Source organism: Paracoccus aminophilus JCM 7686, from assembly GCF_000444995.1.
In the GTDB taxonomy this organism is placed as follows: Bacteria; Pseudomonadota; Alphaproteobacteria; order Rhodobacterales; family Rhodobacteraceae; genus Paracoccus; species Paracoccus aminophilus.
The window spans coordinates 2,485,159-2,511,661 of sequence record NC_022041.1; the positions used below are offsets into that span (position 1 = coordinate 2,485,159).

The following is a 26,503-nucleotide window of genomic DNA, read 5'->3' on the forward strand; positions in this document are numbered from 1 at the left end:
TGAGGACTTACAATAAATCTCACATCATTATGTTTTTACAATATAATTCACATCTCAAATGCACCTCCCCTTCCCGCAACCCTAGCGCTAGGAAAACTGCATCCCCCGGCATTCCTTGCGGCACTTTTGCTGACGAAGATCGGTCTGCTAGGATCACGCGAGAATCAAGGTGGGGATGACGTGGCCGACGGCCGAGAGATTTCGCAAACCTATGCGGCCCAGCAGCAGGGCCATGACACGCGGTGGACCGCGAGAGGCGGCCTAGGGTCGAACTGCCTAAGAATCAGATCTGCTCAAGCTTGCTGCTTTTCATCGGAATTTCGAACATAGCGCCCCCGCCGACAAGATCGGCCTGCTTTTCGATGGTTTCCCAAAGCGCCATAAGGCGTTCCATCTGCTTGGTCAGCTTGGCTTTTTGGAGCCCTGACGCGAGGAAAAATCCGACCAGCTTCGAACTCTTGAATGCCTGTTGTTCGGCCTTGTTCTTCGAGATCCGGCGGTCTCCAGAGATGATCACCCAGTGGCCTTCAGCGTTCAACGCCCCGATCCACTCGGTATCCTTGACCCCCGCGCCGAACTTTTCTCTCAGGTGAACGACCTCGTGCTTGCCAGCGAAAAGCGCTGCGAGCGCTTTCGCCATGGCCGGAGGCAGGTTTTCATCAACCATCACCTTCAAGCGGCCATTAGCTCCTCATGGAACTTTACTGCATCGTGGACGACCGCCTTCTCGACCTCGTAAAGTGCCGCCACACGCGACATAGATCCTTCGGCCTTTACGGCTTCCGCCAGCACAATCGTCGGAACTCCGGAGACGGATGCGACCGGCTGACCAAAAGATCGTGTTGGGTCGACGACAATGCTGTCCTTGCCTCGATACGGACGCCAGCGCGTTACGATGTCGCCTTCCAAGTCCAGATCCTTGAAGCTCTGCTCGACCACCTGCTTGAAAACATATTGCTTTTCTTTGAGATCGAGCAGCTTCGGTTCTCCAGCGGCTTCAAGGCTCTCGAGAAAGATTGTCTTCCCATCAGTCCGGAAGCGCCCTGACGAAAACGGGCGGTCTGTGTGCATGCACTGCCGCGCATAGTCGAGGCAGTTTCGCACAGCCTTGAGCCCTATGCCCTTCGCCAGAAATGCCCGGACAAATCGAAGCTCGATCAGATCACGGAAGCTCAATTCGATCTGATCGTCAATTTTCGGGATATCGGGCACCCATAGGGGGGGACGTGGCGAATACCGTCGTCCTCCTTGTAGTCATAGCCATCCATCCACCGCCGGAGCTTCCGCGGCGGGGCCTTAAGGAGCTGTGCAGCATCGACCAACGAGTAGAGGCCGACTCCAACAAACTCATGCATGGGCTTTTGATGGTTCATGGTCCCGTTTGTAGCTGGGTTGCGGCTGGAAGCAACAAGAATGGTCTCATCCAATAAGCCTATTCCGATCAAATTTGTATCCGATCAGCGCGATGCGACTGTCTGCGCATTACTTTTCCGCCCACGTTGGCAGCCCCCATCATGGGCGGGCACCGGATTAACCGATCAGGCGATCAGGAGAGCTCTCGCCTCAGCCCAGAGCGCTCCCGAGCCATCGTCCTCGAGGTCGTGGCTGCCCCATGACGTCGAAACCACGATCTTCGCCAAATGGTCCCGAGCATCGGTCGACGGGAGCGCGAGAATCGCGTCGCGCAACGTCCATTTCCGTTCGGCGCCCGCATTGAGTTCCTCCGTCGTCGCGGGCTCGGTGCCGTCGACCCAGGCGGCGGTTTCCTTCCAGAGGGAAAACAGCGTCATGATGGGGCTGGGCGCCGGTCTGGGCTCGGGCGCGGTTCGGAGATCAAATTGAGTCGAGTTGGTCATGGTACATCCTCCTGATGGACTATCGACTACCACAACCGGAAATATTGTAAACTATTGTTTTGTTTGATTTAATCCAACTTTGAGGGAATAGTTGGATACAATCCAACTGGTTAACGCCGAGGCGGCGCGCGAGATCCTCCAGATCCTGATCGAGATGAACGCGCCGCACGACGGCCGCTGAGGCCGCCTAGTCGTCCGCCAGCCCTTCGGGGCGCGGAACCGGCACACGGTCCCTGTGCAGGCCCTGAGCGATCATAGAGAGGCCCCTATCGCGCAACCTGAACCCATGAGATCGGGAAAAACCCCGGCTCGACATGGCGGCATCGAAGCTTCGATGATCGATTTTGCAGCGCAGCCAATCGCCGAGGCCGTGAGCTGTTTCGATGGATCCGAGCGCGATGTACTGGCCCTGCCAGTGCAGCGCGGCGCTGAAAAGCCGGATCTGCGCGAGCGACCAGCCCAAGCGCATCCGCCGCCCTGGTTCATCGTCTGCTACCTCAGGTAGGCCCCAGCCTTCGCGAAGATGATCTTCAAGCGACGGCAAGAACCGAGTGCGCTCTGTGCTGGTGACAAAGCCCGAGGGCCCAACCCGACCTGCAGTTGACCGCGCCCATTCGAGCGCGGCCAGCAAGGTTTCGCCAACGAGTTTTGGCGTCCAGCCCGCGTGCGAAGTCATCGCGCGCGATAGGTCGGATCGAGTTTGAGACGTGAATGGGCACCCGACCCACCGAGTTCCTTATGAACTTCCCTTACTTTCGCGATGTCTCTGGCCCACTTTTCTCGAGCGCGCGCATCTAAGCCGGTGTAGCTGTACAGGTCAGTCGCGGCCTCTTCGACCGGCATGTCGGCCATAAATGCTGCGGCAGCCTCGGCCGGCAGATCGGTTTCGAGCGCCAGCTTCCTTGCCAGCTCGGGGCGATCTTTCGCCTCATCGCTGCCCAGAATTGTGAGAATCCGCGTGCGCTCCAACTGGACGCCTTCGGCGTAGGCCTCAGCAAAGGAATCAGCATAAGCTTCGGGTGCAGTGCAGCCCTCGGGAATTTCGATTTTCATATCTCGCTCCGTTTTTCATTGAGACGTTTGACCGCACCGCGCATCAAGGCCGAGCCCTGCGCATGTGCATCGGGAAGTTTCGCGCTTGCGGGCGGCGATACCGCCGCCGCCGGCCGGATGGCCCGCTCAAGGGTGATGCCGCTTGAGCGAGAGCCCCCGAGTTTGTTCGCCCGCTTGTCGGCTTGGAACTGTGCAAGCACCTCCGGAAAGCTCGCGATCCGATCAGCCAGGCCCGCGGCAACTGCGGCCCTTCCGGTAAACATCCGCGCCTCGGTGGCGCGGACAGATTTTGGCGTCAGTCGCCCAGCCCGGTTTGCGGCCACGCCGTTGACGAAAGTCTTATAGAGATCGTCGACCGAGGCCTGCACATCCGCGCGAACCTCATCGGGCATAGGCCCGAGGCTGTTACCGTCGACCTTGTGGGCCCCGGCGAAGATGAAGGTCGGCTGCCAACCCTTTTGCTGCAGCTCGCCAGACCGGTTGACGTGCAGCACGACGACCCCGATCGATCCGACGATCCCGGTTTCGCTCACGACGATCTCGTCGCAGGCCGAGGCGATCCAATAGCCAGCGCTTGCCGCCATATCGTTCACCACCGCGACCACGCGCTTCGTTTTCCGAAGCTCGACGATCTGATTGACCAGCGACGTGATGCCGCCCGCCTCCCCGCCGCCCGTGTCGATATCGAGGACGACCGTGTGAACGTCCTGATCTGCGGCGGCCTCGCGAAGCTGCGCGGCAATGCCCTCGTAGGACACCAGCCCGGAGCTCGCGCCGATCCACGCCCCCCGGTTTACGAGAGAACCGACGATCGGGATCGCCGCGACACCGCCAGCCGCCCGGTTCATCTTATAGGAACCGTCGTCCCGCTTCTCCGAACCGAAGAATCGGCTCGCTTCAGGGGTCAGCGGACCCGGCCCAGAGCCGTCCACGCCGATCCGGCCCGCCAAGACATCGAGGATGATCGCGGCTTTGTCAGGATGCAGCAGCAGCGGACGGTTCAGTGCGCGGTCGGCAATTTGATACAGGTTCATCGTGCGCTTACTCCACTGCCAGATCGGCCATAGAGGCGCGTAGCGACGCGCCGACATCACGATCAAAGAGCTGCTTCACCCGGCGCGCGATTGTTTCTGCGCTTTCAGACGGGAGCGCAGGAACATTGATCGTCGCGTTGACCGTGATCGGCGCGGCGCCGCCCCCAGAGCCGTTCGGATTGACATAGCCGGAGCGGCTCGGGGTGATGACTTCCGGGCCCTCTTCGCCGACGAGGTAGGTCCCGCCTGCGCTGATCGGCCCGCCCTTGGCGCGCGCACCGTCGAGCTTGAACCCGCCGACACCGTCGCTGACATAGTTGCCCTGAGCACCGCCCCCACCTTGCGATGTGAACTTTGCGCCCGTGCCCTCGGCCGCGACGCCTCCGGTGATCAGGGACGTGAGATTAATGTTGCCGATGGCGCTCTTGATCTTCCCGGGAATTTCACCGCACCACGCGAGGAACTCGTCGAACTTAGCGATTGCCCCATCCCAGAGCGATTGCAGGAGGTCTTTGCCAGCCTGCAAGAGCTCAGCCGCGCCCTCACGGATCTTGGCAGGCAGCTCCTTTAGTTTGGAGATGACCCCCGCAACCAGATCGTGCGCGCGCTGCTTGATCGCCGCGACCTCCTCGGGCGTGAGCACCTCCTTGGAAAAGATGCTCCCGCCGATCGACCTGACGTAATCGACCGCTCCGCTGATCGCGGCTTTAACCCGATCCCACGCCGCGCCGAATGCATCGAGGACGGGCCGGAGCGGTTCGAGCAGCGGCTTAAGCCCCTCGACGACCGGCGACAAAGCCTCACCAATCGCAGAGGCAACACCACTGACGATCGCCGAGATCCTGTCCCAATATTTCCAAGCGGCCCCGACCGCCGCAACCGCTGCGGCGATGCCGACCCAGACGGGCGCGCTGATCGCGCCGATCGCGGACACGACCGCGCCGACGACGCTCGCAACCGTGCGCATGCCCGGCACCGCGCCGATCATGCCGCGCATCCCGGTAGAGATGGTTTGCAGGCCGGTCATTTTCGCGCCCGACATGGCCGCCAGTGAGCGCTGCAGCGCGATTGATGCGCTGGCCGCGCTGAGAAGGCCTCTGCCCGTTCCGGCTATCGAATTTAGGCCGAAGGACAGAAGCGAGAGGACACCGCTTTTTCCGAACAGCCCAACATAGCGAAGGGTCGCCAGCGCAACCCGAAGTCCGATAACACCGCCCGCCACGGCAACAATTGACGCCAGTAGCTTTGGGTTCTTCTGGGCCCAATCGGCGATGGCTGCAAGCACCGGCGCGACGGCTTCAAGAATCTGCTTCATGGCGGGAAGAAGCGACTGGCCGATCGAAATTGCGAGATCCCGCATGACGTTGCGGAAGCGTTGCAGCGCATAGCGCCCTGTTTTTGAACGGATCTCGAACTCCTTTTGAACAGAACCCAGATAGTTCGTCTGATCCGCGAGCTCGCCTGTCGATTTCCGGACTTCATCAAGGTTTGACAAGAGGGGCATAAGAGCTCGTGCCTCGTCGCCGAACAGATCCGACATGGTCGAAATCTGCTCGTGCTGATCGAGGTCCTTGATCTTCTGAAGCACCATCAGCATCTGGCCGAGCGCGTCGTTGGGCATCGCCTTGGCGACCTCCTCCGCGGTGAGCCCGAGCTTGGCAAAGGCGATGTCCTGACGCTTCGTCGCGCTTGCACCGCGGGTTAGAGCCTTACCCGCGTTCCGGAGCGAGGTCGCGGCTACATCAGCCTGCGCCCCCATTGAGATCATGGCCGATCCAAGCGCCAACGTCTGTTCGTTCGTGAAACCCGCAATCTTTCCATCGGTAGCGACGCGGCGAGCAAACTCGACAAGGTCTTCGGCCGACGACGACGAGCTGTCGTCAAGGTAGTTGATCGCGTCAGCGTAACGAGCCGTTTCGTCGATCGTCATGCCGAGGGCTGTCTTGATCTTCGCCAGGCTCTCGCCAGCGTATTGCCCGGATACACCCCATGCGACCGCTGATTTCGCAACCTGTTTTGTGAAAGCCTCAAGGTCCTCATTCGCGATACCGGATTGCGAAGCCGCGGCAGCCAGATCGGCAAGCTCCTCGACCGCGAGCGGGATCTCCGACCGGGCTAAGTTCCGAATGATGCCTTCAAAGCTGCGGAGCTCGTCAGAGCTCATGCCCGAGACCTTGGCGATGTCGGCCATCTCATCTTCGAGGTCCATGGCCGCGCCCATAGTCAGGCCAAAGGCACCCTTGAGCACGATCGCCCCGGCCGCCGCATCGATCATCCCGGCCCGCGCCTTTGCGAGCGACGCATTGTTGCGGGCCATTGCCGCGTCAAGGCGGGTCCGGGCGTTGTCGCCAAGTTCGCCGTAGCCGCCGCTCATTGACCGGAGAGCGGCACCGACGCGCTTTGCCGGGCCGGACACACGGTCCATGAGTTCGACGACTAGCGCGGATCTGAAGGTTCTGGCCATCGCGCAATCCTCAGTTGAGCGAGCGCAGCGGCGGCAAAGGACACGCCGGGGCTGGAAGGGAGGGAGGCGCGGCCGCCGCGATGGCCGCCCAAGCGGCCTCGACCTGCACAGTGACGGCCTGCATCAGAGCGCAAAGATCTGCGGCGGGAAGAGCGGCAACCCGATCGATACTGAGGTCAGCGAGGAGCGCGGACACGGCTTCCATCGCCCGGGCGGCTTCGTCCGGCGAAGCAAGGTCGGCTGCAATCTTCTCGATCGCTTCGAGGTCGCGAAGCGTCGGCTGGCGAATGGTGACGAAGCGAGTTTTGCGCCCGGCGCGTTCTATGGGTTGCGAGAGTTTGACTTTCAACGCGGTGGCTCCAGTCCGGTGCAGGGGGAGAAATCGCCCCCGCCCACCGGTTGGCGGGGACGACCAGAAGCGAGAGCGTGGTCGGCGGGGTCGTTGTCCAAACAGGCCCCGAGTTGCGGATCGTTAGCGCGACCCGTGACCCCCTGACCGGGGGCCAATCCTCCCAGATTTGACCAAGTCAAAACCGGAAAGATTTTTTCAAAAAAACGCACGAAACCCGGGGGCTGCGGACCCCGCCCGCCGTGACCTCCCCTACGGTCCCTACCGGGGGCCCATCCCGGCCCTCGCGCGCCCGCGAGGCCGCGCCCAGGCACGGTGCAGGCGACGCGCGGCGCGGCAGCGAGGAGGCGACGGGTCACGATCTGCGCCTCTCGAAGATGCGGCGCAGCTCGTAAAGAGCTCGGTCGACGATCTCGCCGGATGCATAGTCGAACGCTGCGATCGCTGCGGGGCGCATCAGTTCAGCGGGCACGCTTGGACCCCAGAGCTGGCGGATCGGCAGACGCCCGCTGCCCTCCCGCACAAAGACGTGGCCGCCGAGACTCGCGGAGACGAACGCATGGGGAAAGCGCTGCCACTGCCCCCAAGGTTTAGCGCGGACGCCGAAGGAGAATTGCTTTGCCCCGAAGTATTTGAGGGGGAATGCCTCGCCGCGAGCGACGATAGAGGCGGACAAATTATTGACCGTGGCCCGCGTCCGGCGGATTTGTTTCTGCACGTCGCCAGCGCGAATTCCCGTCGACGACGCAATCACGCGTTTGACGGCGGTCTGCGCTTTTGCCGTTTCGTGGTTGATTGCCCGAGAGAAGGCGCGCGTGGCATGGCCACCGCCGACGCGGTGGACCATTGCCTCGAAGATGATGCGTTGATCGTCAAGCTCGCGAACGCGGAGCACTGTGGTCTTTTCGCGTGCCATTTTGCCCTACTGGTTTCGTGTCTGTTTGGACGCCGCGCCGCAAAGGAGGAGCGGCCGCGTCCTGTCGGGGTTTTGCCCACTCGCCGACTAACGGGGGCTGCCGATGGGCGTACGGGCCAGCCCAGCCCGCGGGGCGCGCGCGGCGCGCCCGAACGTCATACCGGCGGAAGAGCGTGATCGGGTGCCAAAACTGCAGCCGGGTGCGCATCGGGGCGCCGATCGATCACGAGGCCTGCGACGGCGGCGGATCTGATCAGTGCTTCCTCTGCCAGCTCCAGGTCGAAGAGTTCCCGGTGCAGGATAGTCAGCTCCTGCTCGCGTTCGTCCTCGGTAAGGCCCAGGTCGTCGCCCCAGAGAGCGGAAGCCTCGGTTTCAAATGCTGCCAGAAGCTGCGGAGCGGCCACGAGCGCAAGGAGAGCCCGAGCGTCGCGAGCGTCGGTCACCCGGTCAAGGAGATCCCCGCCCACGCCGCTGCGGGCAGCCCGAGCGTGCACGCGTAGGATCGTCTGTCCGATCTCTGCAGCCTCTGCCAGATCACGACGCGCCTTATCGAGGGCAACGGCTTTCGATTGTGGCCGGTTCTTCGCCCGCTCAAGTCGGTCCTCGGTCGCTACGATCTCGGCGCGCAAATCCGCGACGGCGGTTTGTCCGGTGGTCAGGCCGTCAGCGATCCGACGGAAGCGTTTCGACAGCGTGGTAATCATCGGATTTCTCCCGTGGTGGTCGACCACTGCGACCGGTCAAACCGTGCGAGGTCGGGAAGCCGAACGCCGGCTTCGATTGCGTAATCGACACAGCGATCCCGGAGGGCGGCAGCGACCCGATGCGGTGCTTTCGCGATCTCGATGCGGGCGGTTTCAGCTTTGATTTCATCCTGAAGCCGGGCAATCGCGGCCTTAATTCTCGAGATGACGTCGGCGTTGCGGCGCGAATCCGCGTCTTCCCAGCGCAAGAGCTCGCCTTGTTTCGCCAGTAGCTGCTCACGAAGCTGGCCGAGGTGACCGGCGTCAAGCCGACCGTGTGCCACCTCTGCAAGGATGCGATTATTTTCGGCGTGCAGCCCGACATCAGCAACATCGCCCGCTGAAATTATTTCGCGCAGGCGCGCGATGTCGACTTCGATTCCAGGGTGCGAAAACTTTCGTCTTACATTCGGGATTTTCATGGCGCGGCTCCTTTTCACAAAAGATGCCGCGCCACAATTTACCGGGCAATTTGAAAATCAAAGCCGAATTGAAATTCACGCCTCGCCGGATTGACCCAGGTAGCGTGCAACCGTTTTAACGTCGATCAGCTTTCCGGAGCGCTCAAGGGATTTCGTCAATAGGCACCAGTGGCAAAAGTATTCAATCGGGCAATTTGGATATTTTCCAATACTGCGATTAGCAACGAAGCCCTCGGATTGATATCGGCACAGCCGGGCAATTATCGAAGCGGCCGCCTGATGATTGCTGAGATCGGCGAGGTGATCGCGTCGAATCTTTCGCATCCAGGCGACGGCACGGGCGAGGCGCTGGCCTCGCCCATGATCGCCACCTCGGGCCGCTGGCGGGATCAGCAAGGCAGCACCGCGGCGTGTGGCGCCACCGTCCAGCCAGCCCGTAATGCAACCACGAAGATCCTCGAGTTCCGGATGCGTCTCGGCGAGAGCGATCAGCTTTTGCCAATCCCGCAGCCGCTTCGAACGGTTGGAACTCGACATCAGCGAACCTCGCTGCGCTGCCACCGCACGCTAGACGAACGCAGGCCCGTGGTGGCCTTGCGACCGTCATCGGACAGCCAGGTCAGCAGGAAGGACGCCGCGCCGTCGCTCTTGCGCGTGTAAGGCTCCGCGGCAACAAGCACAAACCCAAGTCCATCACGCCGCACAATGCGTGTGCCGATCTCCGGGCAGTGGGTAAACTCGCAAAACCAAGCGCCGCGTGCCGTTGTCGGTGCTTCGAGGCTTCGGGGAAGGTTGTGCAGGAGCGGCCGGAATGCGCCGCTATCGTCTTTGACGGCGAGCCCGCAGGCAACCGCCCGTTCGAGCAGCCACGCAGCCCCAGCGCAGCGCTGCTTGCGGGTCGGCTTTTTGAGGATTTCCGCGCGGTGACCGATCTCTGCGGCCTGCTCCGGAGAGACGCCTCGATCCCCGATGGCACGCAGCAGGTTCACCAACACGATGAGGGTTTCTCGGCGCGTCGTCGGCTGCGGCAACACCCCATCCCCCTCCCCTAAAGGGGAGAGGGGGTGTGTTGCCATGCAAGCACCGTTAGGTGTTTCTGGGTGTTTCCTTGACTGTTGCTCCGCCTGTTTCTCGGCTGTTGCCGCAGACTTCAGGTCTGTTGCGGATCCCGATTCCCGGGTGTTGCGAGTGTTTCCGCCAGAGGTGTTCATGATTTATCACCTAATTTCATACACTTGCCGTCGATCTCGGAAATCATGCCTTGCTCCGCGAGTCGGCGAAGGAGCCGGGCCACGATGGTGGCTCGGCTCTTGTCGCTCGAGCCCTGTTCGACGATCCCCGCGACGGCTGCGATTTCGGCGGCACGCTTACGATCGAACTGATCTGGGCAGGCATTATAGAGCTGCATCGCGCGGGCCAGTCCGTCTGCCCGACTGCGATCATTCTTTGCCCCAAGAACCGCTGTTGCTCGCACGGAATCGCCGCCGGTCTGCATTCCAACGGCCACAGCCTCGTCGTCGACCACGGTAAGCGTGAAAGCCAGCTCTTGACCCTCGACCACGTCATTGGCGCCGGTCACGCGAGCCGTCCTCGCCTTGCCACCCTTCGAAGCCTCTACCCGGAGTTCGAGGTCAGCAGCTGCGAGGATCGCGCTCGATCCGCGCATGTCTCCGCCGCCCTTGACCAGATGATGCAGCACAACAATCGCGGCATTGGGCAGCCGCTGTCGCAGTGCCTCAAGCCCGCGCATGGCGGTTCCCATGTCTCTTGAGCTGTTCTCGTCGAGACCGACCATCGCGCGTGCCCCGGTATCAATGACCACCAGTCTTGCCGCAATGGGAGCGATCGCATCCGCCAGCTCGCGCATGAGAGCTTCATCGCCCAGCGAGATCAGCTCTCCGTCGACGTCAAACACCTGCGTCAGATCGGCTCCGGCCGCTTTGATGCGACGCTTCTGGAGCTCATGCCGTTCGAGGGACAGATAGACAACGGGGCCCCGCGCGACAGTGCGTCCGCAAAACGGATCGTCTCGGGTCACACATGCGGCGAGATGTGCAGCAAGGACGCTTTTACCGGCCTTGGGGTGGCCGGTAAGGAACATGACTTCGCCCTCGGCCAATAGGCCAGCAATGATCTCCCGCCTCGGAGGAGGAGGCGGTAAATCGGCGTATGCAGTCAAAACGAAGCGTGACTTCGGATCATCGAAGAAGCCACTTGTATCAGATTTGGATTTGGCCCAATATCCCTTTGACCTCAAGAAATCAGAGCCGTCCTGCCGCCCCGGTTGGGCGGCTTTTTCGTTTCGCATGAAGGCCCCTCTATTGGGTCGCCTGACGAATAAAGCGATCGTACTCCAACGTGGAAACGAGCGACCTTGATCCGATCTTCGTGATTTTCAGCTTATTTTGACGGGCAAGCTTATGAACCATCGCTCTGCTTACGCGCAATGTGTCTGCGATCTCCTGCACGGTAAAAAATGCATGAGTGTCGGGAGTTTCTATTTGTTTCTGCATGGCACCAACGTTACCTGTATTAATTACAGTCACATATTACCATAGACGCCACGCGGCGCTAATGTGGTATCCGCAAAGACACATTTAAAAATCGAGAAGCGAGTACTTAATCCCCCGGAAAACAGTTGGATTTTACCCAACTGCAGTGGTTCAAATCTGGCAGACCACTTGCGTTATGCTTTCTCGATGGAGAGTTAGTCGTGCTGGATTATCCAGCAGCTGGTGCCTGCAAAGTAAGGAAATTCGCCCAGCGATCAAGCAGCTCTCGCCTTTGTTCGAAAAGATCGGCCCGCAGGTAAGCCTGCACCGTCTGGTTTCCGACGACGTGCGCCAAGCACATCTCCGCCGCCTCGAAAGAAGCACTCCCGTCCGATGCCGCCCAATCCCGGAAAGAGCTTCTGAAACCATGCGGGGTGGCACTCGCAACATTCATGCGCTTGATTACCGCGCTTAACGTCATGTCCGATAATGGCGCGCGCCGCAGGCCGGGGAAGACAAGCGCACCAGAGATATCCTCTGCCCTACGCGGTCGAAGCGGCAACATAGTCTGAACGGCCGCAACCGCAGACGGGCTCAAAGGGACGCGATGCTCGCGACCGGCCTTCATTCTATCCGCCGGTACGATCCACAGACCGCGTTCAAGGTCGATTTCGGACCAGCGCGCGCCGCGCACTTCTCCGCTGCGGCCGGCAGTGAAAATCAAGAACTCTAGCGCGCGCGCCGCAACACCTTCGCGCTCGGACAGCGCGGACACAAAATCGGGCATCTCGGCCCAAGGAAGCGCGGCATGGTGGCCTTTCGCGCCGCGCGCCTGCTTGGGCAGGAGCAAAGCGAGATGACCTTTCCATCTCGCGGGATTGAGCCCGGGCGACCGCCGCCCATCGACCACCGCCGCATCCAGAACGGTCTCGATCCGTTGACGGATGCGATTTGCAGTTTCACGCCGGTCGAGCCACAACGGTCGGATGACATCCAAAACATCCTCGGTCTCGACTTGCGAGATCGGCTTCTTTCGCAGCTGAGAGCAATAGCTGTCGCCCAAGGTCGAGCGCCACTGCGCGCGATGCTTCGGATTGCGCCAGGCGGCCTCGTGAAGATCGACGAATGCATCAGCGAACTCGCCGAATGTCGTACCACGAGCTTCTTCGACCCGGGCCTCTTTCTTGCTTGCACTCCGCGCGTCGAGAGGATCGCCTCCACTTGCCAGGATGCGGCGGGCAGCCGCCGCGGCTTCGCGGGCTTCAGCAAGCGAGACGGCGCCCGGCGCAGCCGACCCCAGTCCCATTTCGCGCTGGCGACCGTCGCGCTTGTAGAGGAAGACCCAGCTGCGCGATCCGGCTTTTGAAATGTTCAGATACAGATTTTGGCCGTCTGCATGGCGGCCCGGCACTGAAATTGCAGCTGCGCCGCGCGCCGTCAGTCGGTTGATGATTCCTGCCATATCCACTCTTCCCTAGCGGGGGAAGGATTAGGTCCGTTCCATCCCTAGCGAAGACCCTACCCGAAAACGGTTCTTCAGGTAACCATCGGCGAACTCGCATCAACTCGCATCATCAAAAAACTGCGCTAAGTTGCTGAATTCAGTAACTTCTGTGTATCTCGGTGAACGTCTGTGAATATGATTTTGGCGGACAGTGAGGGATTCGAACCCTCGAGACGGTTCCCCGCCTACACACTTTCCAGGCGTGCGCCTTCGACCACTCGGCCAACTGTCCGTTCTGCACCGTCTAGCCTGATGGCGAGCCGGGTGCAAGCGCTCCGCGTCAGAGCTTTGAAATTCGTTTCTGCAACTCGGCAAGCTGGCGCTTGATCTCGGTCATATCCTCGGAAGCACCGGGTTTTGCAGCGGAATCTGCTGTAGATTCTTCCTGCTCGGGGCCGCTGGACCCTGCCCAGCCCGAGGTCATCGCCTTGAGGAAAAGCTCTTGCTGGCGGCGCAGGGCCTCGAAACCCGGCATCGAGGACATCGGGTTGGGGAAGGTTGAAAGGTTCTCCATCACCTTCGACTGACCTTCGCGCAGCATCTCGAAACTGGCGGCAAGGAACTGCGGCACCACCGACTGCGCTTGCGTCGTATAGCTGCGCACGAGATCGGTCAGCACATCGAGCGGCAGGACATTCTCGCCGCGGCTTTCATGCTCTGCGATGATTTGCAGAAGATATTGCCGCGTCAGATCATCTCCGGATTTCAGATCGACGATCTGCACCTGACGCCCCGCGCGAATGAAGCCAGCGATATCCTCAAGCGTCACATAATCGCTGGTCTCGGTGTTGTAGAGCCTGCGGCTGGCGTAGCGCTTGATCAACAGTGGCGTGGCTTTTTCGGCTTCGGACATCGACCTCTCCCGAGATTGCATTTGCAGCATGATGAGAAAACGGCCGCAGAAATGCAAAGGAAAACAGCGCGATTTCGCCGCGATCCCGCTTGCGCCTTGTCCAGACATGAAAAAGGGGCGGTTGCCCGCCCCTTTTGCGAAAAGATGTCGTAGGCTCAGGCCTTCGGCGTGGCAGCGGCGGTGGCTTTCGACACGGCGGCTTGAGTGTCACGCGCAGCTTTCTCGGCAACCTTCTGGGTTTCCGACGCAATGTCTTTGCCAGCGGTCAGCATCAGATCGACGGTGTCCATCTGCACTTTCTTGGCGATTTCGGCGAAGGAGGCCAGGTGCTCGGCGGCAGCTTCAGCAGCCGACGAAGCGAAATCGCTGATCGCCTTGGCGTAATCCGAAGGCTCTTCCTTGCCAGCAGCCAGCTCACCGACGCGCGCGATGGTGTCTTTCGCCCATTGCGCCGAAATCTCGGTCGAACGCTCGGCAGCCGAAAGCGAGATCTTGGTCAGTTTCTCGCCCAGAGCCGACTGGGTTTTGAAAGCCTCTTGGATCGACGAGGTGTCGATCGGCAGTTTGGCGAGAACTTCTTGGAAATTCTTGGTGAAATCGGGGGTCTTGGCCATTGTTGCTACTCCGTCAGGGCGGCGGCTCGAATGGTGGAGCTGCCAGTTGCTATATCTTCCACTTGGCAAGCATATACATGCTGCACTGCAGCATTTCAAGATTTTTCTATGCTGCAGTGCAGAAAAATACCATTGCCGAACCGAAGACGAGAAAAGGCGCGGAAGATCCGCGCCTTTCGCGGGCAACTCAGGGCCGTTCGTGGACGAACTGCCCGGGCGCCGGGCCAAAGCCCTCCCCGGGATCGCGCGCCTCGACCCAGCCGCCCGAGCGTGGCGCGAGCCATTGATCCCACCTGCCCCACCAGCTTCCGGGGTGGAAACTTGCGGCATCGAGCCAGCTTTGGCTGTCTCCCTCGAACCCGGCTTCAGAGGTGTAATGACCATACTTCTTCTTGCTCGGCGGATTGACGATGCCGGCGATATGGCCCGATTCCGACATGATGAAGGTGCGGTCGGTCGATCCCATCTGCGCCACGCCGCGCCAGGAATCACGCCAAGGCGCGATATGGTCAGTCTCGCAGGCGATAGCGCAGATCGGCACGGTCACATCCGAGATCTGCACGTTCTGACCCAAGACCGTATAGCCCTCTTTGACGAAGGTATTGGCCTGACACAGCCCGCGCAGATATTCGATTGCCATCTTGCCGGGCAGGTTGGTGCCGTCGCCGTTCCAGTAGAGCAGATCGAAGGCGGGCGGCGCTTCACCCAGCATATAGCTGCGGATCGCCGGTGCCCAAACCAGATCATTCGCGCGCAAAAAGCTGAAGGTCCGCGTCATCAGCTGCGAGGAGAGCACGCCATGGCGTTGGACCTCGGCCTCGATCCCGTCGACGAAATCGTTCTGGAGATAGGTGGTGAACTCGCCCTGCTCTTCGAAATCGGTCAGCGTGGTAAAGAGCGTCGCCGAATTCACGCGATCCTTGCCCTGCTGCTTGAGCAGCGCGAGCGTTAGCGACAGCGTCGTGCCCGCGATGCAATAGCCGATCGCATTGACCTTTTCCTCGCCGGTCAGGTCCTGAATCCGATCCATCACCTCAAGATAGGCGCTGACGTAATCATCAAGCCCGGTTTCGGCATAGCTCACATCCGGGTTCTTCCAGGCGACAACGAAAAGCGTATAGCCCTGATCGACGATCCATTTCACCAAAGAGTTCTGCGGTTTCAGATCGAGGATGTAGAATTTGTTGATCCAAGGCGGAAAGATCACCAGCGGGATCGCATGGACCTGCGCTGTGCTGGGCTTATACTGAATGAGCTCGTAAAGATGGGTCCGGGCAACCACGCTGCCTTCGCTGGTGCCGATATTCTCGCCGACCCGGAACGCGTCGCGATCGGCCAGCGAGACGATCATCTCGCCACCATTCATCTCGACATCGCGCACGAGGTTCTCAAGCCCCTGCACCAGACTTTCGCCCTCGGTCGCCACGGCTTTTTCCAAAGCGTCGGGGTTGGTCGCCAGAAAGTTCGTCGGCGCCATCATATCGATGATCTGGCGGGTGAACCAGTCGATGCGGCGCCGCTCGATATGATCCTCGATATCCAGATCCGAAGCGGCTTTCTGCATCGCCTTGGCATTGATCTGATACTGGCGTTTGACGAAGCTGAAGAAGGGATGGTTGTCCCAAAGCGGATTGGCGAAGCGACGATCCTTCGCGCCGTCCTCGGGCTCGGGCGCCGCCATCAGCCCTTTCGACAGGGCCGCCTGGGTCTCGGCGAAATGGCGCAAGGTCTCGCCCCAATAGCTGACCTGTTGCCCGATGATGCGCGAGGGCTGCTCGGCCAGTTGCTTGAGCCAGGCCGCAGCGGTCGAGGCAAAGAAATCGGGACCCGGAGCCTCAACGCCGGGATTGGGCGCACGGCGCTGCGAGAGCGCAGCCAAGAGGCGCTGATTCAACCCTTCGATGCGCTCGATATTTTGCATCAACTGTTCGGGCAGGTGGCTGTTCGGACCGAACGCGGCTTCCATGAAGGCGGCGGTGCCGCGCGGCGTCGGCTCGGTGTCCGCGGGCTGATCCGCGCGATGCGGCGCGGATTTGGCGGTGTTGGGCGCTTCCGAACGGGCCTGAACGGCGGGGCTTCGCGGCAAAGCGGGCTCGACCAGCGGGGCGACGGGCTCCTTCAGCGCGGCGCTTTCAGCATCTGCCGAGACCTTGCGCGGCGCGGCCTTCTTGCGCGTGGTGGTGCGGGTATCGGCCCGGCTGGCGGTGCGCGCCCGGCTTGTGCTCGGACGGGGCTTGGCCTTGGCCTCCTCGGGCGCCGCGCGCGGGGATGCGCGTTTATCCGCCCGCGCCTCATCACGCGGCTCGTCGCTGGCAGCGGCGGAGGCCCGCGCAGAGGTCGGGGTGGAGGCCTTCGCGGGGGCCGCTTTCTTCGCAGCGGTTCGGCGGGCGGGTTGCGCATCGCTTGCGGGCTTTGCCGCTGCCGCCGCAGGCTTTTTTGCAGCCTCGACAGGCTTTGCGGCAGCGCGATTGCGGCTGCGCGCCGGTTTGGGCGTGGCATCAGATGCGGCGGCGGGCACAGAATCACGCGTGACCGGCTCAGCGGCCACAGCCTCGGTCACCGCAGCCGCCGGAGCCGCGCTTTTATTCTGCGAGCCACGCGATTGCGGGGAAACAGTTGCGGATTCGACGCGATCCGAGGAGTTTTCGCCGCCCTTTTGGCCATCTGTCGCAATGTCCGGCTTGCCCTCACGGCTTGTCATGCGCTCAAATCCTCCCTAACTACCAAATCTATTATGCCTGAGCCCATCGGCAGGTAAAGTGAGTCCGGCCAATCGCGAGGTCAGCCCGACCTTCATAGCGAGGAAAGTTAACGTTTCATGATGTACAAAGGCATGCGTGGCATCATCTCCTATGATGCGATGGAGACGATCCGGAACACGAATGAATGGATGGGCGCAAGCGCGCGGGCTCTGGCCTCTTACCCGGCCTTCGCTCTGTCACCGAACCCGATGTTCAAGCTGATCTCGGCCTGGGGCCGCGTGACCGAGCGCAGCTTCGCGCGCATGGTCATCAAGCCCGATTGGAAGATCCCGGCCATCGCCGGTGAAGGCGGTCAGGACCATATCGTCTATGTCGAGCCGGTGCTGGAAAAGCCCTTCGGCGATCTGGTCCATTTCCGCGTCGCCCGCCGCGATCCGATGCCGCGCAAGGTTTTGGTGGTCGCGCCGATGTCGGGCCATTACGCGACGCTCGCGCGCTCGACCGTGGCCTCGCTGCTGCCCGATTGCGATGTCTATGTCACCGATTGGCACAATGCGCGCGACATTCCGGTCAGCGCGGGCAAGTTCGACATCGAGGATTACACGAAATATCTGGTCGAGTTCATCCGCTTCCTCGGCCCCGATATCAACGTGATCGCGATCTGCCAGCCGGCGCCGCTGACGCTCGCAGCCGCTGCGATCCTTGCCGAAGAAGAACCGGCCGCGCAGCCGCGCACGCTGACGCTGATCGGCGGGCCGATTGATCCCGATGCCGCGCCGACCGAGGTCACCGATTTCGGCAACCGCATGACCATGGGCGAGCTCGAAGAGCTGATGATCCAGCAGGTCGGCTTCAAATATGGCGGGGCGGGCCGCATGGTCTATCCGGGGCTGGCGCAATTGGCCTCCTTCATCGCGATGAATGCCGAAACCCACACCAGCGCCTTCATCGACAAGATCTATTCCGAAGCGCGCGGCGACGGCTCGGAGCATGATCGCCACAACAAATTCTACGATGAATATCTCGCCGTCATGGATATGACCGCGGAATTCTATCTCTCGACCGTGTCGCGCATCTTCAAGGGGCTCGAGATCGCGAAGAACACCTTCACCGTCGATGGCAAGCCGGTCGATCTCGGCAAGATCAAGGATGTCGCGGTGATGACCGTCGAGGGCGCGAATGACGACATCTCAGCCCCCGGCCAATGCGTCGCGGCGCTGCGCCTGCTCACGGGCCTGCCCGACAGCAAGAAGGCCAGCCATCTTGAGCCGGGCGCCGGTCACTATGGCATCTTCGCAGGCAAGAGCTGGCGTCTGAACATCCGCCCGCTGGTGCTCGACTTCATCGACGAACATATGCTCGACCAGCAGCACAGCCGCCGCCGTCGCACCCGTTCGACGCCGAGCCTCGTCGCCAGCAAGGCCGAGGAAACGCCGCCGAAAATCGACAGCTCGCGGATGCCCGTCTAAGCGCGATGCGTTTGACTTGATAAAGAAAACCCCCGCCACGGTGGGGGTTTTCTTTTGTAGCGTGGTGATCCGAACCGTGATCCGCGTGCTTAGCCCGCGACCCGCGCCAGCACCTCTTCAACCTGAGCCTCGATCAGCGCGAGGCAATCGGGCGAGGAAAAGCGGTGATCGGCACCCTTCACCAAGGTCAGGCGCAGATCCGGGCTCGCGGCATGATGCAAGAGCCGCAGCGCCCACTCCTGCGGCACCTCGGCATCGGCGGTGCCCTGAAGCAGCCGCACCGGGAAGGGCAGCGGCAAATGCTGGTCGAAAATCAGGTTCTTGCGCCCATCCTCGATCAGCCGAGCCGTGATGATATACGGGAAATCCTCGTATTCGGTCGGGATGACGATGCGGCCATCGCGCAAAAGCGTCTCGCGCTCGACCGGGCCGAACCCGGCCCAGAAGCCGTTTTCGGTGAAATCGGGCGCAGCGGCGATGGTAACCAACCCCGCGACCTTTTCGGGCATACGCCGCGCCAGCAGCAGCGAGATCCAGCCGCCCATCGACGAACCCACGAGAACCTGCGGCCCCTCGGTCAAGGTCTCGATCGCGGCGGCGGCATCCTCGGCCCAGTCGCTGATCGCGCCCTCTTCAAAGCTGCCCGAGCTTTCGCCATGGCCGGAATAGTCAAAGCGCAGGAAGGGGCGATCCGCGCGCGCGGCCCAGTTTTCAAGCGCCAGCGCCTTGGTGCCCTGCATGTCCGATTTGAAGCCGCCGAGGAACACCACCCCCACGCCCTGCCCGGCCCTGCGGTTATAGGCGATATGGCGGCCCGTTGCCGTCTCGATCATCTTTGTCATGCTTTGCTCCCAATCTGGCGCCCAAGTCTGGACCCTGCTTTGGCCTCGGTGTCGCGCGCCCCAGCACTAGCCGCATTGACACCAGCGGTCAAAGTGTCCAAATCACCGCACGACATAACCCGCAACCGGGCGTTCCGTGGGCGCCAAACCGACGAGGAGCCGATATGGCCGATCTCATTTCCCTTTCATTTCCTGATGGCAGCATCCGCGACTATCCCGCGGGCACGACGGCTGGCGAAGTCGCGGCCTCGATTGCGCCGTCTCTGGCCAAGGCCGCCATTTCGGCCAATCTCGATGGCCATCACATCGACCTGCAATGGCCGATCAAGGCCTCGGGCGCGCTGCGCATCAATACGATGAAGGACGAGGCCCCCGCTCTCGAACTCATCCGCCACGATCTCGCCCATATCATGGCCCGCGCCGTGCAAGAGCTGTGGCCCGATGTCAAAGTCACCATCGGCCCGGTCCGCGATGCCGGCTGGTTCTATGACTTCGACCGCGCCGAGCCCTTCACGCCCGAAGATCTGGGCGCGATCGAGCAGAAGATGAAGCAGATCATCGCCGCCAAAGATCCGGTCAAGACCGAGGTCTGGGACCGCGCCCGCGCGCTGGCCTATTATGAAGAGCGCGGCGAGCCCTTCAAGGTCGAGCTGGTAAACCGCATCCCCGAGGGCGAGGATCTGCGGATGTATTGGCATGGCGATTGGCAAGACCTCTGCCGTGGCCCGCATCTGCAATCGACGGGTCAGGTGCCCGCCGATGCCTTCAAACTGACGCATGTCGCAGGCGCTTACTGGCTGGGCGATGCCTCGCGTCCGATGCTCCAGCGCATCTATGGCATTGCCTTCCGCAACCGCGATGACCTCAAGGCGCATCTGACGATGCTGGAAGAGGCCGCGAAACGCGACCACCGCAAGCTCGGCCGCGAGATGAACCTCTTCCACATGCAGGAAGAAGCGCCCGGTCAGGTCTTCTGGCATCCGAATGGCTGGACGATCTACACCGTCTTGCAAGATTACATGCGCCGCCAGCAGCGTCGCGGCGGCTATGTCGAGGTCAACACGCCTCAGGTCGTGAACCGCAAGCTCTGGGAAGCTTCGGGCCATTGGGAAAACTATCAGGAAAACATGTTCATCGTCGAAGTCGACGAGGATCATGCCCGCGAAAAGACCATCAATGCGCTCAAGCCGATGAACTGCCCCTGCCATGTGCAGGTCTTCAACGTCGGGCTGAAAAGCTATCGCGACCTGCCTTTGCGCATGGCCGAATTCGGCTCGTGCAACCGCTACGAGCCCTCGGGCGCGCTGCATGGCATCATGCGTGTGCGTGGCTTTACGCAAGACGATGCGCATATCTTCTGCACCGAGGCTCAGATCGAGCCGGAAACCAAGAAATTCATCGAATTCCTCTCGGCGATCTACAAGGATCTCGGCTTTGATGATTTCCGCATCAAACTGTCGACGCGCCCTGAAAACCGCATCGGCTCGGAAGAAAGCTGGGACATCGTCGAGGGCGCGCTGGCGGCAGCCGTGACCAAAGCGGGCTATAGCTACGAGCTCAATCCGGGCGAAGGCGCGTTCTACGGGCCGAAGCTTGAATTCGTGCTGCGCGATGCGATTGGCCGCGATTGGCAATGCGGCACGCTGCAGGTTGACCCGAACCTGCCCGAGCGTCTCGACGCCAATTACATCGGCGAAGACGGTGCCAAACATCGGCCCTATATGCTGCACCGCGCGGTCTTGGGCAGCTTCGAGCGCTTCATTGGTATCCTGATCGAATCAAGCGCCGGGAAACTGCCACTCTGGCTTGCACCGCGGCAGGTCGTGGTCGCCTCGATTGTCTCGGATGCTGATGATTTCGTGCAAGAAGTCGTCGAAACTCTGCGTGCTCAGGGAATCAGGGCCGAGGCCGATGTCCGCAACGAAAAGATCAACTACAAGGTGCGCGAGCATTCCGTCGGCAAGGTTCCGGTCATCATGGCAATCGGGATGAAAGAGGTTGCCGAACGCAGCGTCTCCCTGCGCAGACTGGACAAACAGGGCAGCGAAAGCCTGTCCCTCGACGAAGCGGTTGCGCAACTCAAGGCAGAAGCACTCGCGCCCGATCAGCGCTGATCCGCCGATCTCAAAAAATCGACCTGCGCCGGATCACAATTCCCGGCGCAATTTTACTTGTTTTTTTTGGTAGATCGGGCAACATTTCACGCGTGAGCATGACTTTCTACCGCCTCCCTTTACGGGCAGCCGGGCAAAAAACGGAAAGGGCTGCACGGCCTGGGCTGCAATCTCGCACCCGGGAACTACTGAGGAGAGACGGTAATGGCTACCGGCACCGTAAAATGGTTCAACGCCACCAAGGGCTTTGGTTTCATCGCACCCGATGATGGCGGCAAAGATGTGTTCGTTCACATTTCGGCAGTTGAACGCGCTGGCCTGACCGGCCTGAACGACAATCAGAAAATCAGCTACGAGCTGCAGGCTGGCCGTGACGGTCGTTCGTCTGCCTCGGATCTGCAACTGATCTGATCTCATATTTCTCATACGATCGGAGCGGCCCGCTTCGCGGGCCGTTTTCCCTTTCGCGCATCCGTCATAAGCTCCTGAAAGGCTTGCCCGGCAGGAAGGACATAGGCACGGATGACCCTCTACCCCACACAGATGAACCTTGCGCGACATGTGCTTGCCGCAGGTGAGGCCACGCCCGACAAAGCCGCTCTTGCCGTAATCGGCCTTAGTCGGGCCGAGCGTTGGTCCTATGCCCGGCTGATCGCGGCGGTGCGCGGCACGGCGACGGGGCTTCTGCGCGCCGGGCTGGTTCCGGGCGACAGGCTGCTGTTGCGGCTGGGCAATCGCCCGGCCTTTCCGGTGGCCTATCTGGGGGCGATTGCGGCGGGGATCGTGCCGATTCCGACTTCGGCGCTGCTCACCCGCAGCGAGATCACGAGAATCGCGCAGGAAACCAACCCGGCGCTGGTGGTTGCAGGCGCGGGCGTCGCTTTGCCCGACCATCCGGCCCGGGTGATGGATGAGACCGAGCTCAGCGCCTTTGAAACCCTGCCCCCCGCGCCTTGGGACATGGGCGATCCCGAGCGGCTTGCCTATATCATCTACACCTCCGGCAGTTCGGGTCAGCCGCGCGCGGTCATGCATGCCCATCGCGCGATTCTGGCGCGGGCCGCGATGTTTGAGGGCTGGTATGGCCTGCGCGCCGAGGACCGGCTGCTTCACGCCGGCGCCTTCAACTGGACCTTCACGCTTGGCACCGGGCTGATGGATCCCTGGACGCTTGGCGCCACCGCGCTCATTCCCGCCGATGGCACCGAGCCCCAGCAGATCCCGCTGCTGGCCGCGCGTCATGGCGCAAGCCTGATTGCCGCAGCGCCCGGCGTCTTTCGCAAGATGCTTCAGACCGAATGGAGGCCTTGGACGGCCCTGCGCCACGGGCTGGCGGCGGGCGAAAGGCTGGATCCGGCCCTGCGCGCCGCCTGGCACGCGCGCACCGGGACCGAACTGCACGAGGCCATGGGCATGTCGGAATGCTCGACTTTCCTGTCGGGTAGCCCGGCCCGGCCCGCGCCGGATGGCACGGCGGGCTTTGCGCAACCCGGCCGCCGCATTGCCATTCTGGATGAGGCGGGAGCCGAACTTCCCCCCGGCACGCCCGGGCGGCTCGCGGTTCATGAAAGCGATCCGGGGCTCTTTCTCGGCTATCTCGACCAGCCAGAGGAAACCGCCTCCCGGCGCGCCGGGGCGTGGTTTTTAACCGGAGATCTGGCCGAGGCCACATCCGAGGGCGCGATCGCCATGCTCGGGCGCACCGACGATGTGATGAACGCTGGCGGCTACCGCGTCGCCCCAGCAGAGATCGAAGAGCCGCTCGCCCGGGTCGAAGCCGCGGGCGAAGTCGCCGCCGCCGAAATCGCCGTGCGCCCCGGCGTCACCGTGATCGCGGCCTTCTGGACCGGCACCGCCTCGCGCGAGGCACTCGAGCTGGCCGCAAAAGAGCATCTTGCCCGCTACAAACAACCGCGCGATTACCTACATCTTGACCAGTTGCCGCGCACCGCGACCGGCAAGATCAATCGCCGCGCTTTGCGCGACCGCTATTCCAAGGACCACCTATGACCTCCGCGCCGACCTCTTCCATCCGACTCGACATCTTCGCCGATCCGGTCTGCCCCTGGTGCATGATCGGCAAGGCCGAGCTCGACCGCGCGCTGGAAAGCCGGCCGAATCATCCCTTTGCCATCGCCTGGCACCCGTTCCGGCTTGACCCGCAAATGCCGCCTGCGGGGATGCCTTACGTCGATTACATGAAGATGAAGTTCGAGGATGAGAAGGGCATTCTCGCCGCGATGAAGCCGGTGATGGAGGCTTCTGAACGCCTGGGCCTCTGGATCAACCCTTCGCTGATCGAGCGCGTGCCGAACACCTTGAACGCCCATCGCCTGATGCATTGGGCAGGCGTCGAAGGCGGCGCGCAGACCAAGGTCATGTCGGCTTTGATGCGGGCCTATTGGCGCGAGGGCCGCAATATCGCCAATCCCGATGTGCTGGTCGAAATCGCGACCGTTGCCGGGCTCGACGGCGAAATGGTGCGGCGTTTGCTGAAAACCGATGCCGATGTCGAGCAGGTCATTGGCCGCGAAGTCCATGCCCGCGAGCGCGGCGTGTCCTCGGTTCCGACCTTCATCATCGCCGATCAACACGCGATTTCGGGCGCCCAGCCTGCGAGCCTTTGGCAGAATGTGATCGACGAGATCACCGGCGCCGCCTGATCTGCCCGCCTGATCTGCCCCGCGATCCGGGCGCGCACGCCGCGCCCGGACCTGAAGCCGCGCTCAGCCCCCGCTTTGGCAAACTGGAAAAACGCGCGATGAGCGTCTATCCTTCTCTCCAGCCGCCGCGCTTTGGAGACCGCTATGAGCCGTTTCTCTGCCCCCATCGCCGAACAGATCTGGGATATGAAATACCGCCTGAAAGCGGCGGATGGCACGCCGCTTGACCAAAGCGTCGAGGACAGCTGGCGCCGCGTCGCCCGCGATCTTGCCAGCGTCGAGGCCGATCCCGCACTCTGGGAGCCGCGCTTTTACGAGGCGTTCGAGGATTTCAAATTCCTGCCCGCCGGGCGCATTCTGGCGAGTGCGGGGACCAATCGGACGGTGACGCTTTTCAACTGCTTCGTCATGGGCACGATCCCCGACAGTATGGAGGGGATTTTCGAATCGCTCAAAGAGGCCGCGCTGACCATGCAGCAGGGCGGCGGCATCGGTTACGATTTCTCGACCATCCGGCCCAAGGGCGCCGAGGTGAGGGGCGTCGCCGCCGATGCCTCGGGGCCGCTTTCCTTCATGGATGTCTGGGACGCGATGTGCCGCACGATCATGTCGGCGGGCTCGCGCCGTGGCGCGATGATGGCGACGATGCGCTGCGATCACCCCGATATCGAGGCCTTCATCGCCGCGAAATCCGACAGCCAGCGTCTGCGCATGTTCAACCTTTCCGTGCTCGTCACCGATGCCTTCATGGAGGCGGTGCGGGCCGAGGCCGCCTGGCCGCTGGTCTTCGCTGGCAAGACCTATCGCACGGTCCGCGCCCGCGATCTCTGGGACCGGATCATGCGCGCCACCTATGATTATGCCGAGCCGGGCGTGATCTTCATCGACCGCATCAATCAGATGAACAATCTGCATTACGCCGAAAGGATCGCTGCGACCAATCCCTGCGGCGAGCAGCCCCTGCCGCCCTATGGTGCCTGCCTGCTCGGCTCGGTCAATCTGGCGCGGCTGGTGCGGCGGCCTTTCGAGGCCGAGGCGGCGCTCGATCTGGACGCACTTGGGACCTTGGTGCGCACGGCGGTGCGGATGATGGACAATGTCGTCGACGCCAGCCGCTTCCCCCTGCCCGAGCAGGAAACCGAGGCTTTGGCCAAGCGTCGGATCGGGCTGGGGGTGACCGGGCTCGCCGATGCGCTTCTGATGACCGGGCTGCGCTATGGCGCGCCCGAGGCCGTCGAGGCGACCCGGGTTTGGCTCCATCATATCGCGCGCGAGGCCTATCTCGCCTCGGCCGATCTCGCCCGCGAAAAGGGTGCCTTTCCGCTCTTCAAGCCCGAGCCCTTTCTCGCCTCGGGCTTCATGGCGCGGATGGATGCCGATGTCCGCGAGGCGGTTGCGACCCATGGCATCCGCAATGCGCTCTTGACCTCGATCGCACCGACCGGGACGATTTCGCTTTACGCGGGCAATGTCAGCTCGGGGATCGAGCCGGTCTTTGCCTATGCCTATAGCCGCAAGGTGCTGCAAAAGGACGGCAGCACGCTGGAGGAAGAGGTCACCGATTACGCGGTCCAGCTTTGGCACAAGCTGCATGGCGATGCGCCTTTGCCGGATTACTTCGTCAATGCCCAGACGCTTGCTCCGCTCGATCATGTCGCCATGCAGGCGGTGGCGCAGGATTGGGTCGACAGCTCGATTTCAAAGACGATCAACTGCCCGCAAGAGATTGATTTTGAAAGCTTTCAGAATGTCTATCTTGCCGCATGGGAGCTCGGTTGCAAAGGCTGCACCACCTATCGCCCGAATGCGGTGACGGGCTCGGTCCTGTCGGTCGGCGCGCCGCCCGCGCCCACCGCGCCGGATCTGAGCACGCCGCTCGAGCGGCCGCGCGCGCTCGAAGGCGCGACCTACAAGCTCAAATTTCCCGGCAGCGAACATGCGATTTATATCACGATCAATGACATCGTGCAGGCCGGTCGTCGCCGGCCCTTCGAGGTCTTCATCAATTCGAAGAATATGGAGCATTACGCGTGGACGGTCGCACTGACGCGGATGATCTCGGCGGTTTTCCGACGCGGCGGCGATGTCAGCTTTGTCGTCGAAGAGTTGAAATCGGTCTTTGACCCGCGCGGCGGCGCCTGGATCGAGGGCCGCTATTACCCCTCGATCCTCGCCGCCATTGGTGCCGCGATCGAGCGTCATATGATCGCGATCGGCTTTCTGGCGGGCGAAGGCATGAGCCTGAAATCCGACCCGCAAAGCCCCGCCGATCAGGGCGTCACCGCGCTCTCCGGGCCGTTTTGCCCCAATTGCGGCCAGCCGGGGATGCATATGGCCGAGGGCTGCATGACCTGCCCGCATTGCGGCTATTCGCAATGCGGCTGAGGGGCCGCGCCGCGCCCTCCCGCCTCTG

General features: G+C 62.0%; 26 protein-coding genes and 1 tRNA gene. 6 read left to right on the forward strand and 21 right to left on the reverse strand.

The genetic code is table 11. The features are described 5' to 3' along the window. Positions 1 to 283: 283 nt before the first annotated feature. The 20 genes from JCM7686_RS12065 to phaC all read right to left on the reverse strand — a co-directional run bounded on the left by JCM7686_RS12065 (position 284) and on the right by phaC (position 17,001). A complete protein-coding gene (locus JCM7686_RS12065) occupies positions 284 to 667 on the reverse strand; it encodes a PIN-like domain-containing protein (RefSeq protein WP_041527881.1) in 384 nt (127 codons plus the stop codon). 5 nt (positions 668 to 672) lie between these two features. Continuing rightward, positions 673 to 1,212: a hypothetical protein gene (locus tag JCM7686_RS12070; RefSeq protein WP_201769409.1), complete on the reverse strand. Its 540-nt coding sequence runs from the start codon at positions 1,210 to 1,212 to the stop codon at positions 673 to 675. A gap of 326 nt (positions 1,213 to 1,538) precedes the next feature. Beyond that, entirely contained in the window at positions 1,539 to 1,856 is a 318-nt protein-coding gene (locus tag JCM7686_RS12075) for a hypothetical protein (protein ID WP_020951103.1), read from the reverse strand. 187 nt (positions 1,857 to 2,043) lie between these two features. After that, positions 2,044 to 2,325 carry a hypothetical protein gene (locus JCM7686_RS24715; RefSeq protein WP_041527882.1) on the reverse strand — a complete coding sequence of 94 codons (282 nt, stop codon included), beginning with the start codon at positions 2,323 to 2,325 and terminating at the stop codon, positions 2,044 to 2,046. A 203-nt stretch (positions 2,326 to 2,528) separates the two neighbouring features. Next, entirely contained in the window at positions 2,529 to 2,909 is a 381-nt protein-coding gene (locus JCM7686_RS12085; protein WP_020951105.1) for a hypothetical protein, read from the reverse strand. After that, on the reverse strand, positions 2,906 to 3,943 hold the full coding sequence (locus tag JCM7686_RS12090) for a S49 family peptidase (protein ID WP_020951106.1): 1,038 nt from the start codon (positions 3,941 to 3,943) through the stop codon (positions 2,906 to 2,908). The genes JCM7686_RS12085 and JCM7686_RS12090 overlap by 4 nt, the downstream gene beginning before the upstream one ends. A gap of 7 nt (positions 3,944 to 3,950) precedes the next feature. Beyond that, entirely contained in the window at positions 3,951 to 6,407 is a 2,457-nt protein-coding gene (locus tag JCM7686_RS12095) for a phage tail tape measure protein (protein WP_020951107.1), read from the reverse strand. Between the two features lie 10 nt (positions 6,408 to 6,417). Beyond that, positions 6,418 to 6,756: a phage tail assembly protein gene (locus tag JCM7686_RS12100; RefSeq protein WP_020951108.1), complete on the reverse strand. Its 339-nt coding sequence runs from the start codon at positions 6,754 to 6,756 to the stop codon at positions 6,418 to 6,420. Positions 6,757 to 7,111: 355 nt separating this feature from the next. Further along, on the reverse strand, positions 7,112 to 7,672 hold the full coding sequence (locus JCM7686_RS12105; protein WP_020951109.1) for a phage tail protein: 561 nt from the start codon (positions 7,670 to 7,672) through the stop codon (positions 7,112 to 7,114). Positions 7,673 to 7,827: 155 nt separating this feature from the next. Continuing rightward, the gene (locus JCM7686_RS12110) at positions 7,828 to 8,376 is read right to left on the reverse strand and encodes a hypothetical protein (RefSeq protein WP_041527331.1); all 549 of its coding nucleotides are present in this window, start codon (positions 8,374 to 8,376) and stop codon (positions 7,828 to 7,830) included. Beyond that, positions 8,373 to 8,837 (reverse strand): hypothetical protein, encoded by a 465-nt coding sequence (locus JCM7686_RS12115; protein WP_041527332.1) that lies wholly within the window; start codon positions 8,835 to 8,837, stop codon positions 8,373 to 8,375. The genes JCM7686_RS12110 and JCM7686_RS12115 overlap by 4 nt, the downstream gene beginning before the upstream one ends. 75 nt (positions 8,838 to 8,912) lie before the next feature. Further along, positions 8,913 to 9,374 (reverse strand): GNAT family N-acetyltransferase, encoded by a 462-nt coding sequence (locus JCM7686_RS24450; protein WP_148292622.1) that lies wholly within the window; start codon positions 9,372 to 9,374, stop codon positions 8,913 to 8,915. Then, positions 9,374 to 9,868 (reverse strand): hypothetical protein, encoded by a 495-nt coding sequence (locus tag JCM7686_RS24455; RefSeq protein ID WP_148292623.1) that lies wholly within the window; start codon positions 9,866 to 9,868, stop codon positions 9,374 to 9,376. Before JCM7686_RS24455 ends, JCM7686_RS24450 begins: the two co-directional genes overlap by 1 nt. Positions 9,869 to 10,044: 176 nt before the next feature. Beyond that, entirely contained in the window at positions 10,045 to 11,145 is a 1,101-nt protein-coding gene (locus JCM7686_RS12130) for an AAA family ATPase (protein ID WP_020951112.1), read from the reverse strand. A 10-nt stretch (positions 11,146 to 11,155) separates the two neighbouring features. Further along, complete coding sequence (locus JCM7686_RS25175; protein ID WP_084621074.1) at positions 11,156 to 11,350, reverse strand: helix-turn-helix domain-containing protein; 195 nt, start codon at positions 11,348 to 11,350, stop codon at positions 11,156 to 11,158. A 208-nt stretch (positions 11,351 to 11,558) separates the two neighbouring features. Next, on the reverse strand, positions 11,559 to 12,791 hold the full coding sequence (locus JCM7686_RS12140; RefSeq protein WP_020951113.1) for a tyrosine-type recombinase/integrase: 1,233 nt from the start codon (positions 12,789 to 12,791) through the stop codon (positions 11,559 to 11,561). Positions 12,792 to 12,975: 184 nt separating this feature from the next. After that, positions 12,976 to 13,065, reverse strand: a tRNA-Ser gene (locus tag JCM7686_RS12145). Positions 13,066 to 13,113: 48 nt separating this feature from the next. Then, positions 13,114 to 13,686, reverse strand: a complete 573-nt coding sequence (gene phaR / locus JCM7686_RS12150; RefSeq protein WP_020951114.1) for a polyhydroxyalkanoate synthesis repressor PhaR — start codon at positions 13,684 to 13,686, stop codon at positions 13,114 to 13,116. A 155-nt stretch (positions 13,687 to 13,841) separates the two neighbouring features. Further along, a complete protein-coding gene (locus tag JCM7686_RS12155) occupies positions 13,842 to 14,300 on the reverse strand; it encodes a phasin family protein (protein WP_020951115.1) in 459 nt (152 codons plus the stop codon). A gap of 187 nt (positions 14,301 to 14,487) precedes the next feature. Further along, a complete protein-coding gene (gene phaC, locus JCM7686_RS12160; protein WP_020951116.1) occupies positions 14,488 to 17,001 on the reverse strand; it encodes a class I poly(R)-hydroxyalkanoic acid synthase in 2,514 nt (837 codons plus the stop codon). A gap of 132 nt (positions 17,002 to 17,133) precedes the next feature. Between phaC and phaZ the strand changes: the two genes are divergently transcribed. Next, complete coding sequence (gene phaZ / locus JCM7686_RS12165; RefSeq protein ID WP_051201656.1) at positions 17,134 to 18,471, forward strand: polyhydroxyalkanoate depolymerase; 1,338 nt, start codon at positions 17,134 to 17,136, stop codon at positions 18,469 to 18,471. Between the two features lie 89 nt (positions 18,472 to 18,560). Here the strand turns inward: phaZ and JCM7686_RS12170 are convergent, their stop codons facing one another. After that, positions 18,561 to 19,313, reverse strand: a complete 753-nt coding sequence (locus tag JCM7686_RS12170) for an alpha/beta hydrolase (protein WP_020951118.1) — start codon at positions 19,311 to 19,313, stop codon at positions 18,561 to 18,563. A gap of 164 nt (positions 19,314 to 19,477) precedes the next feature. On the opposite strand from JCM7686_RS12170, the gene thrS reads away from it, so the two are divergent. The 5 genes from thrS (at position 19,478) to JCM7686_RS12195 (ending at position 26,475) form a co-directional block, all read left to right on the forward strand. After that, on the forward strand, positions 19,478 to 21,427 hold the full coding sequence (thrS, locus tag JCM7686_RS12175; protein WP_020951119.1) for a threonine--tRNA ligase: 1,950 nt from the start codon (positions 19,478 to 19,480) through the stop codon (positions 21,425 to 21,427). Between the two features lie 204 nt (positions 21,428 to 21,631). Then, positions 21,632 to 21,838: a cold-shock protein gene (locus JCM7686_RS12180; protein ID WP_020951120.1), complete on the forward strand. Its 207-nt coding sequence runs from the start codon at positions 21,632 to 21,634 to the stop codon at positions 21,836 to 21,838. 111 nt (positions 21,839 to 21,949) lie between these two features. After that, positions 21,950 to 23,437: a class I adenylate-forming enzyme family protein gene (locus tag JCM7686_RS12185; protein WP_020951121.1), complete on the forward strand. Its 1,488-nt coding sequence runs from the start codon at positions 21,950 to 21,952 to the stop codon at positions 23,435 to 23,437. Further along, entirely contained in the window at positions 23,434 to 24,090 is a 657-nt protein-coding gene (locus tag JCM7686_RS12190) for a DsbA family oxidoreductase (RefSeq protein ID WP_020951122.1), read from the forward strand. Before JCM7686_RS12185 ends, JCM7686_RS12190 begins: the two co-directional genes overlap by 4 nt. Positions 24,091 to 24,234: 144 nt before the next feature. Then, positions 24,235 to 26,475, forward strand: a complete 2,241-nt coding sequence (locus JCM7686_RS12195) for an adenosylcobalamin-dependent ribonucleoside-diphosphate reductase (protein WP_020951123.1) — start codon at positions 24,235 to 24,237, stop codon at positions 26,473 to 26,475. The last annotated feature ends 28 nt before the right edge of the window (positions 26,476 to 26,503 follow it).

Bases quoted from the DNA above. Each gene is read 5' to 3' on its own strand.
- JCM7686_RS12170 (WP_020951118.1), bottom strand. From the start codon at position 19,313: ATGACAAAGATGATCGAGACGGCAACGGGCCGCCATATCGCCTATAAC.
- phaC (WP_020951116.1), bottom strand. From the start codon at position 17,001: ATGACAAGCCGTGAGGGCAAGCCGGACATTGCGACAGATGGCCAAAAG.
- JCM7686_RS12110 (WP_041527331.1), bottom strand. From the start codon at position 8,376: ATGATTACCACGCTGTCGAAACGCTTCCGTCGGATCGCTGACGGCCTG.
- JCM7686_RS12075 (WP_020951103.1), bottom strand. From the start codon at position 1,856: ATGACCAACTCGACTCAATTTGATCTCCGAACCGCGCCCGAGCCCAGA.
- JCM7686_RS25175 (WP_084621074.1), bottom strand. From the start codon at position 11,350: ATGCAGAAACAAATAGAAACTCCCGACACTCATGCATTTTTTACCGTG.
- JCM7686_RS12190 (WP_020951122.1), top strand. From the start codon at position 23,434: ATGACCTCCGCGCCGACCTCTTCCATCCGACTCGACATCTTCGCCGAT.
- JCM7686_RS12130 (WP_020951112.1), bottom strand. From the start codon at position 11,145: ATGCGAAACGAAAAAGCCGCCCAACCGGGGCGGCAGGACGGCTCTGAT.
- JCM7686_RS12185 (WP_020951121.1), top strand. From the start codon at position 21,950: ATGACCCTCTACCCCACACAGATGAACCTTGCGCGACATGTGCTTGCC.
- phaZ (WP_051201656.1), top strand. From the start codon at position 17,134: ATGCGTGGCATCATCTCCTATGATGCGATGGAGACGATCCGGAACACG.
- JCM7686_RS24450 (WP_148292622.1), bottom strand. From the start codon at position 9,374: ATGTCGAGTTCCAACCGTTCGAAGCGGCTGCGGGATTGGCAAAAGCTG.
- JCM7686_RS12090 (WP_020951106.1), bottom strand. From the start codon at position 3,943: ATGAACCTGTATCAAATTGCCGACCGCGCACTGAACCGTCCGCTGCTG.
- JCM7686_RS12155 (WP_020951115.1), bottom strand. From the start codon at position 14,300: ATGGCCAAGACCCCCGATTTCACCAAGAATTTCCAAGAAGTTCTCGCC.
- JCM7686_RS12085 (WP_020951105.1), bottom strand. From the start codon at position 2,909: ATGAAAATCGAAATTCCCGAGGGCTGCACTGCACCCGAAGCTTATGCT.
- JCM7686_RS12065 (WP_041527881.1), bottom strand. From the start codon at position 667: ATGGTTGATGAAAACCTGCCTCCGGCCATGGCGAAAGCGCTCGCAGCG.
- thrS (WP_020951119.1), top strand. From the start codon at position 19,478: ATGGCCGATCTCATTTCCCTTTCATTTCCTGATGGCAGCATCCGCGAC.
- JCM7686_RS12180 (WP_020951120.1), top strand. From the start codon at position 21,632: ATGGCTACCGGCACCGTAAAATGGTTCAACGCCACCAAGGGCTTTGGT.
- JCM7686_RS12095 (WP_020951107.1), bottom strand. From the start codon at position 6,407: ATGGCCAGAACCTTCAGATCCGCGCTAGTCGTCGAACTCATGGACCGT.
- JCM7686_RS12140 (WP_020951113.1), bottom strand. From the start codon at position 12,791: ATGGCAGGAATCATCAACCGACTGACGGCGCGCGGCGCAGCTGCAATT.
- phaR (WP_020951114.1), bottom strand. From the start codon at position 13,686: ATGTCCGAAGCCGAAAAAGCCACGCCACTGTTGATCAAGCGCTACGCC.
- JCM7686_RS24715 (WP_041527882.1), bottom strand. From the start codon at position 2,325: ATGCGCTTGGGCTGGTCGCTCGCGCAGATCCGGCTTTTCAGCGCCGCG.
- JCM7686_RS12195 (WP_020951123.1), top strand. From the start codon at position 24,235: ATGAGCCGTTTCTCTGCCCCCATCGCCGAACAGATCTGGGATATGAAA.
- JCM7686_RS12105 (WP_020951109.1), bottom strand. From the start codon at position 7,672: ATGGCACGCGAAAAGACCACAGTGCTCCGCGTTCGCGAGCTTGACGAT.
- JCM7686_RS12115 (WP_041527332.1), bottom strand. From the start codon at position 8,837: ATGAAAATCCCGAATGTAAGACGAAAGTTTTCGCACCCTGGAATCGAA.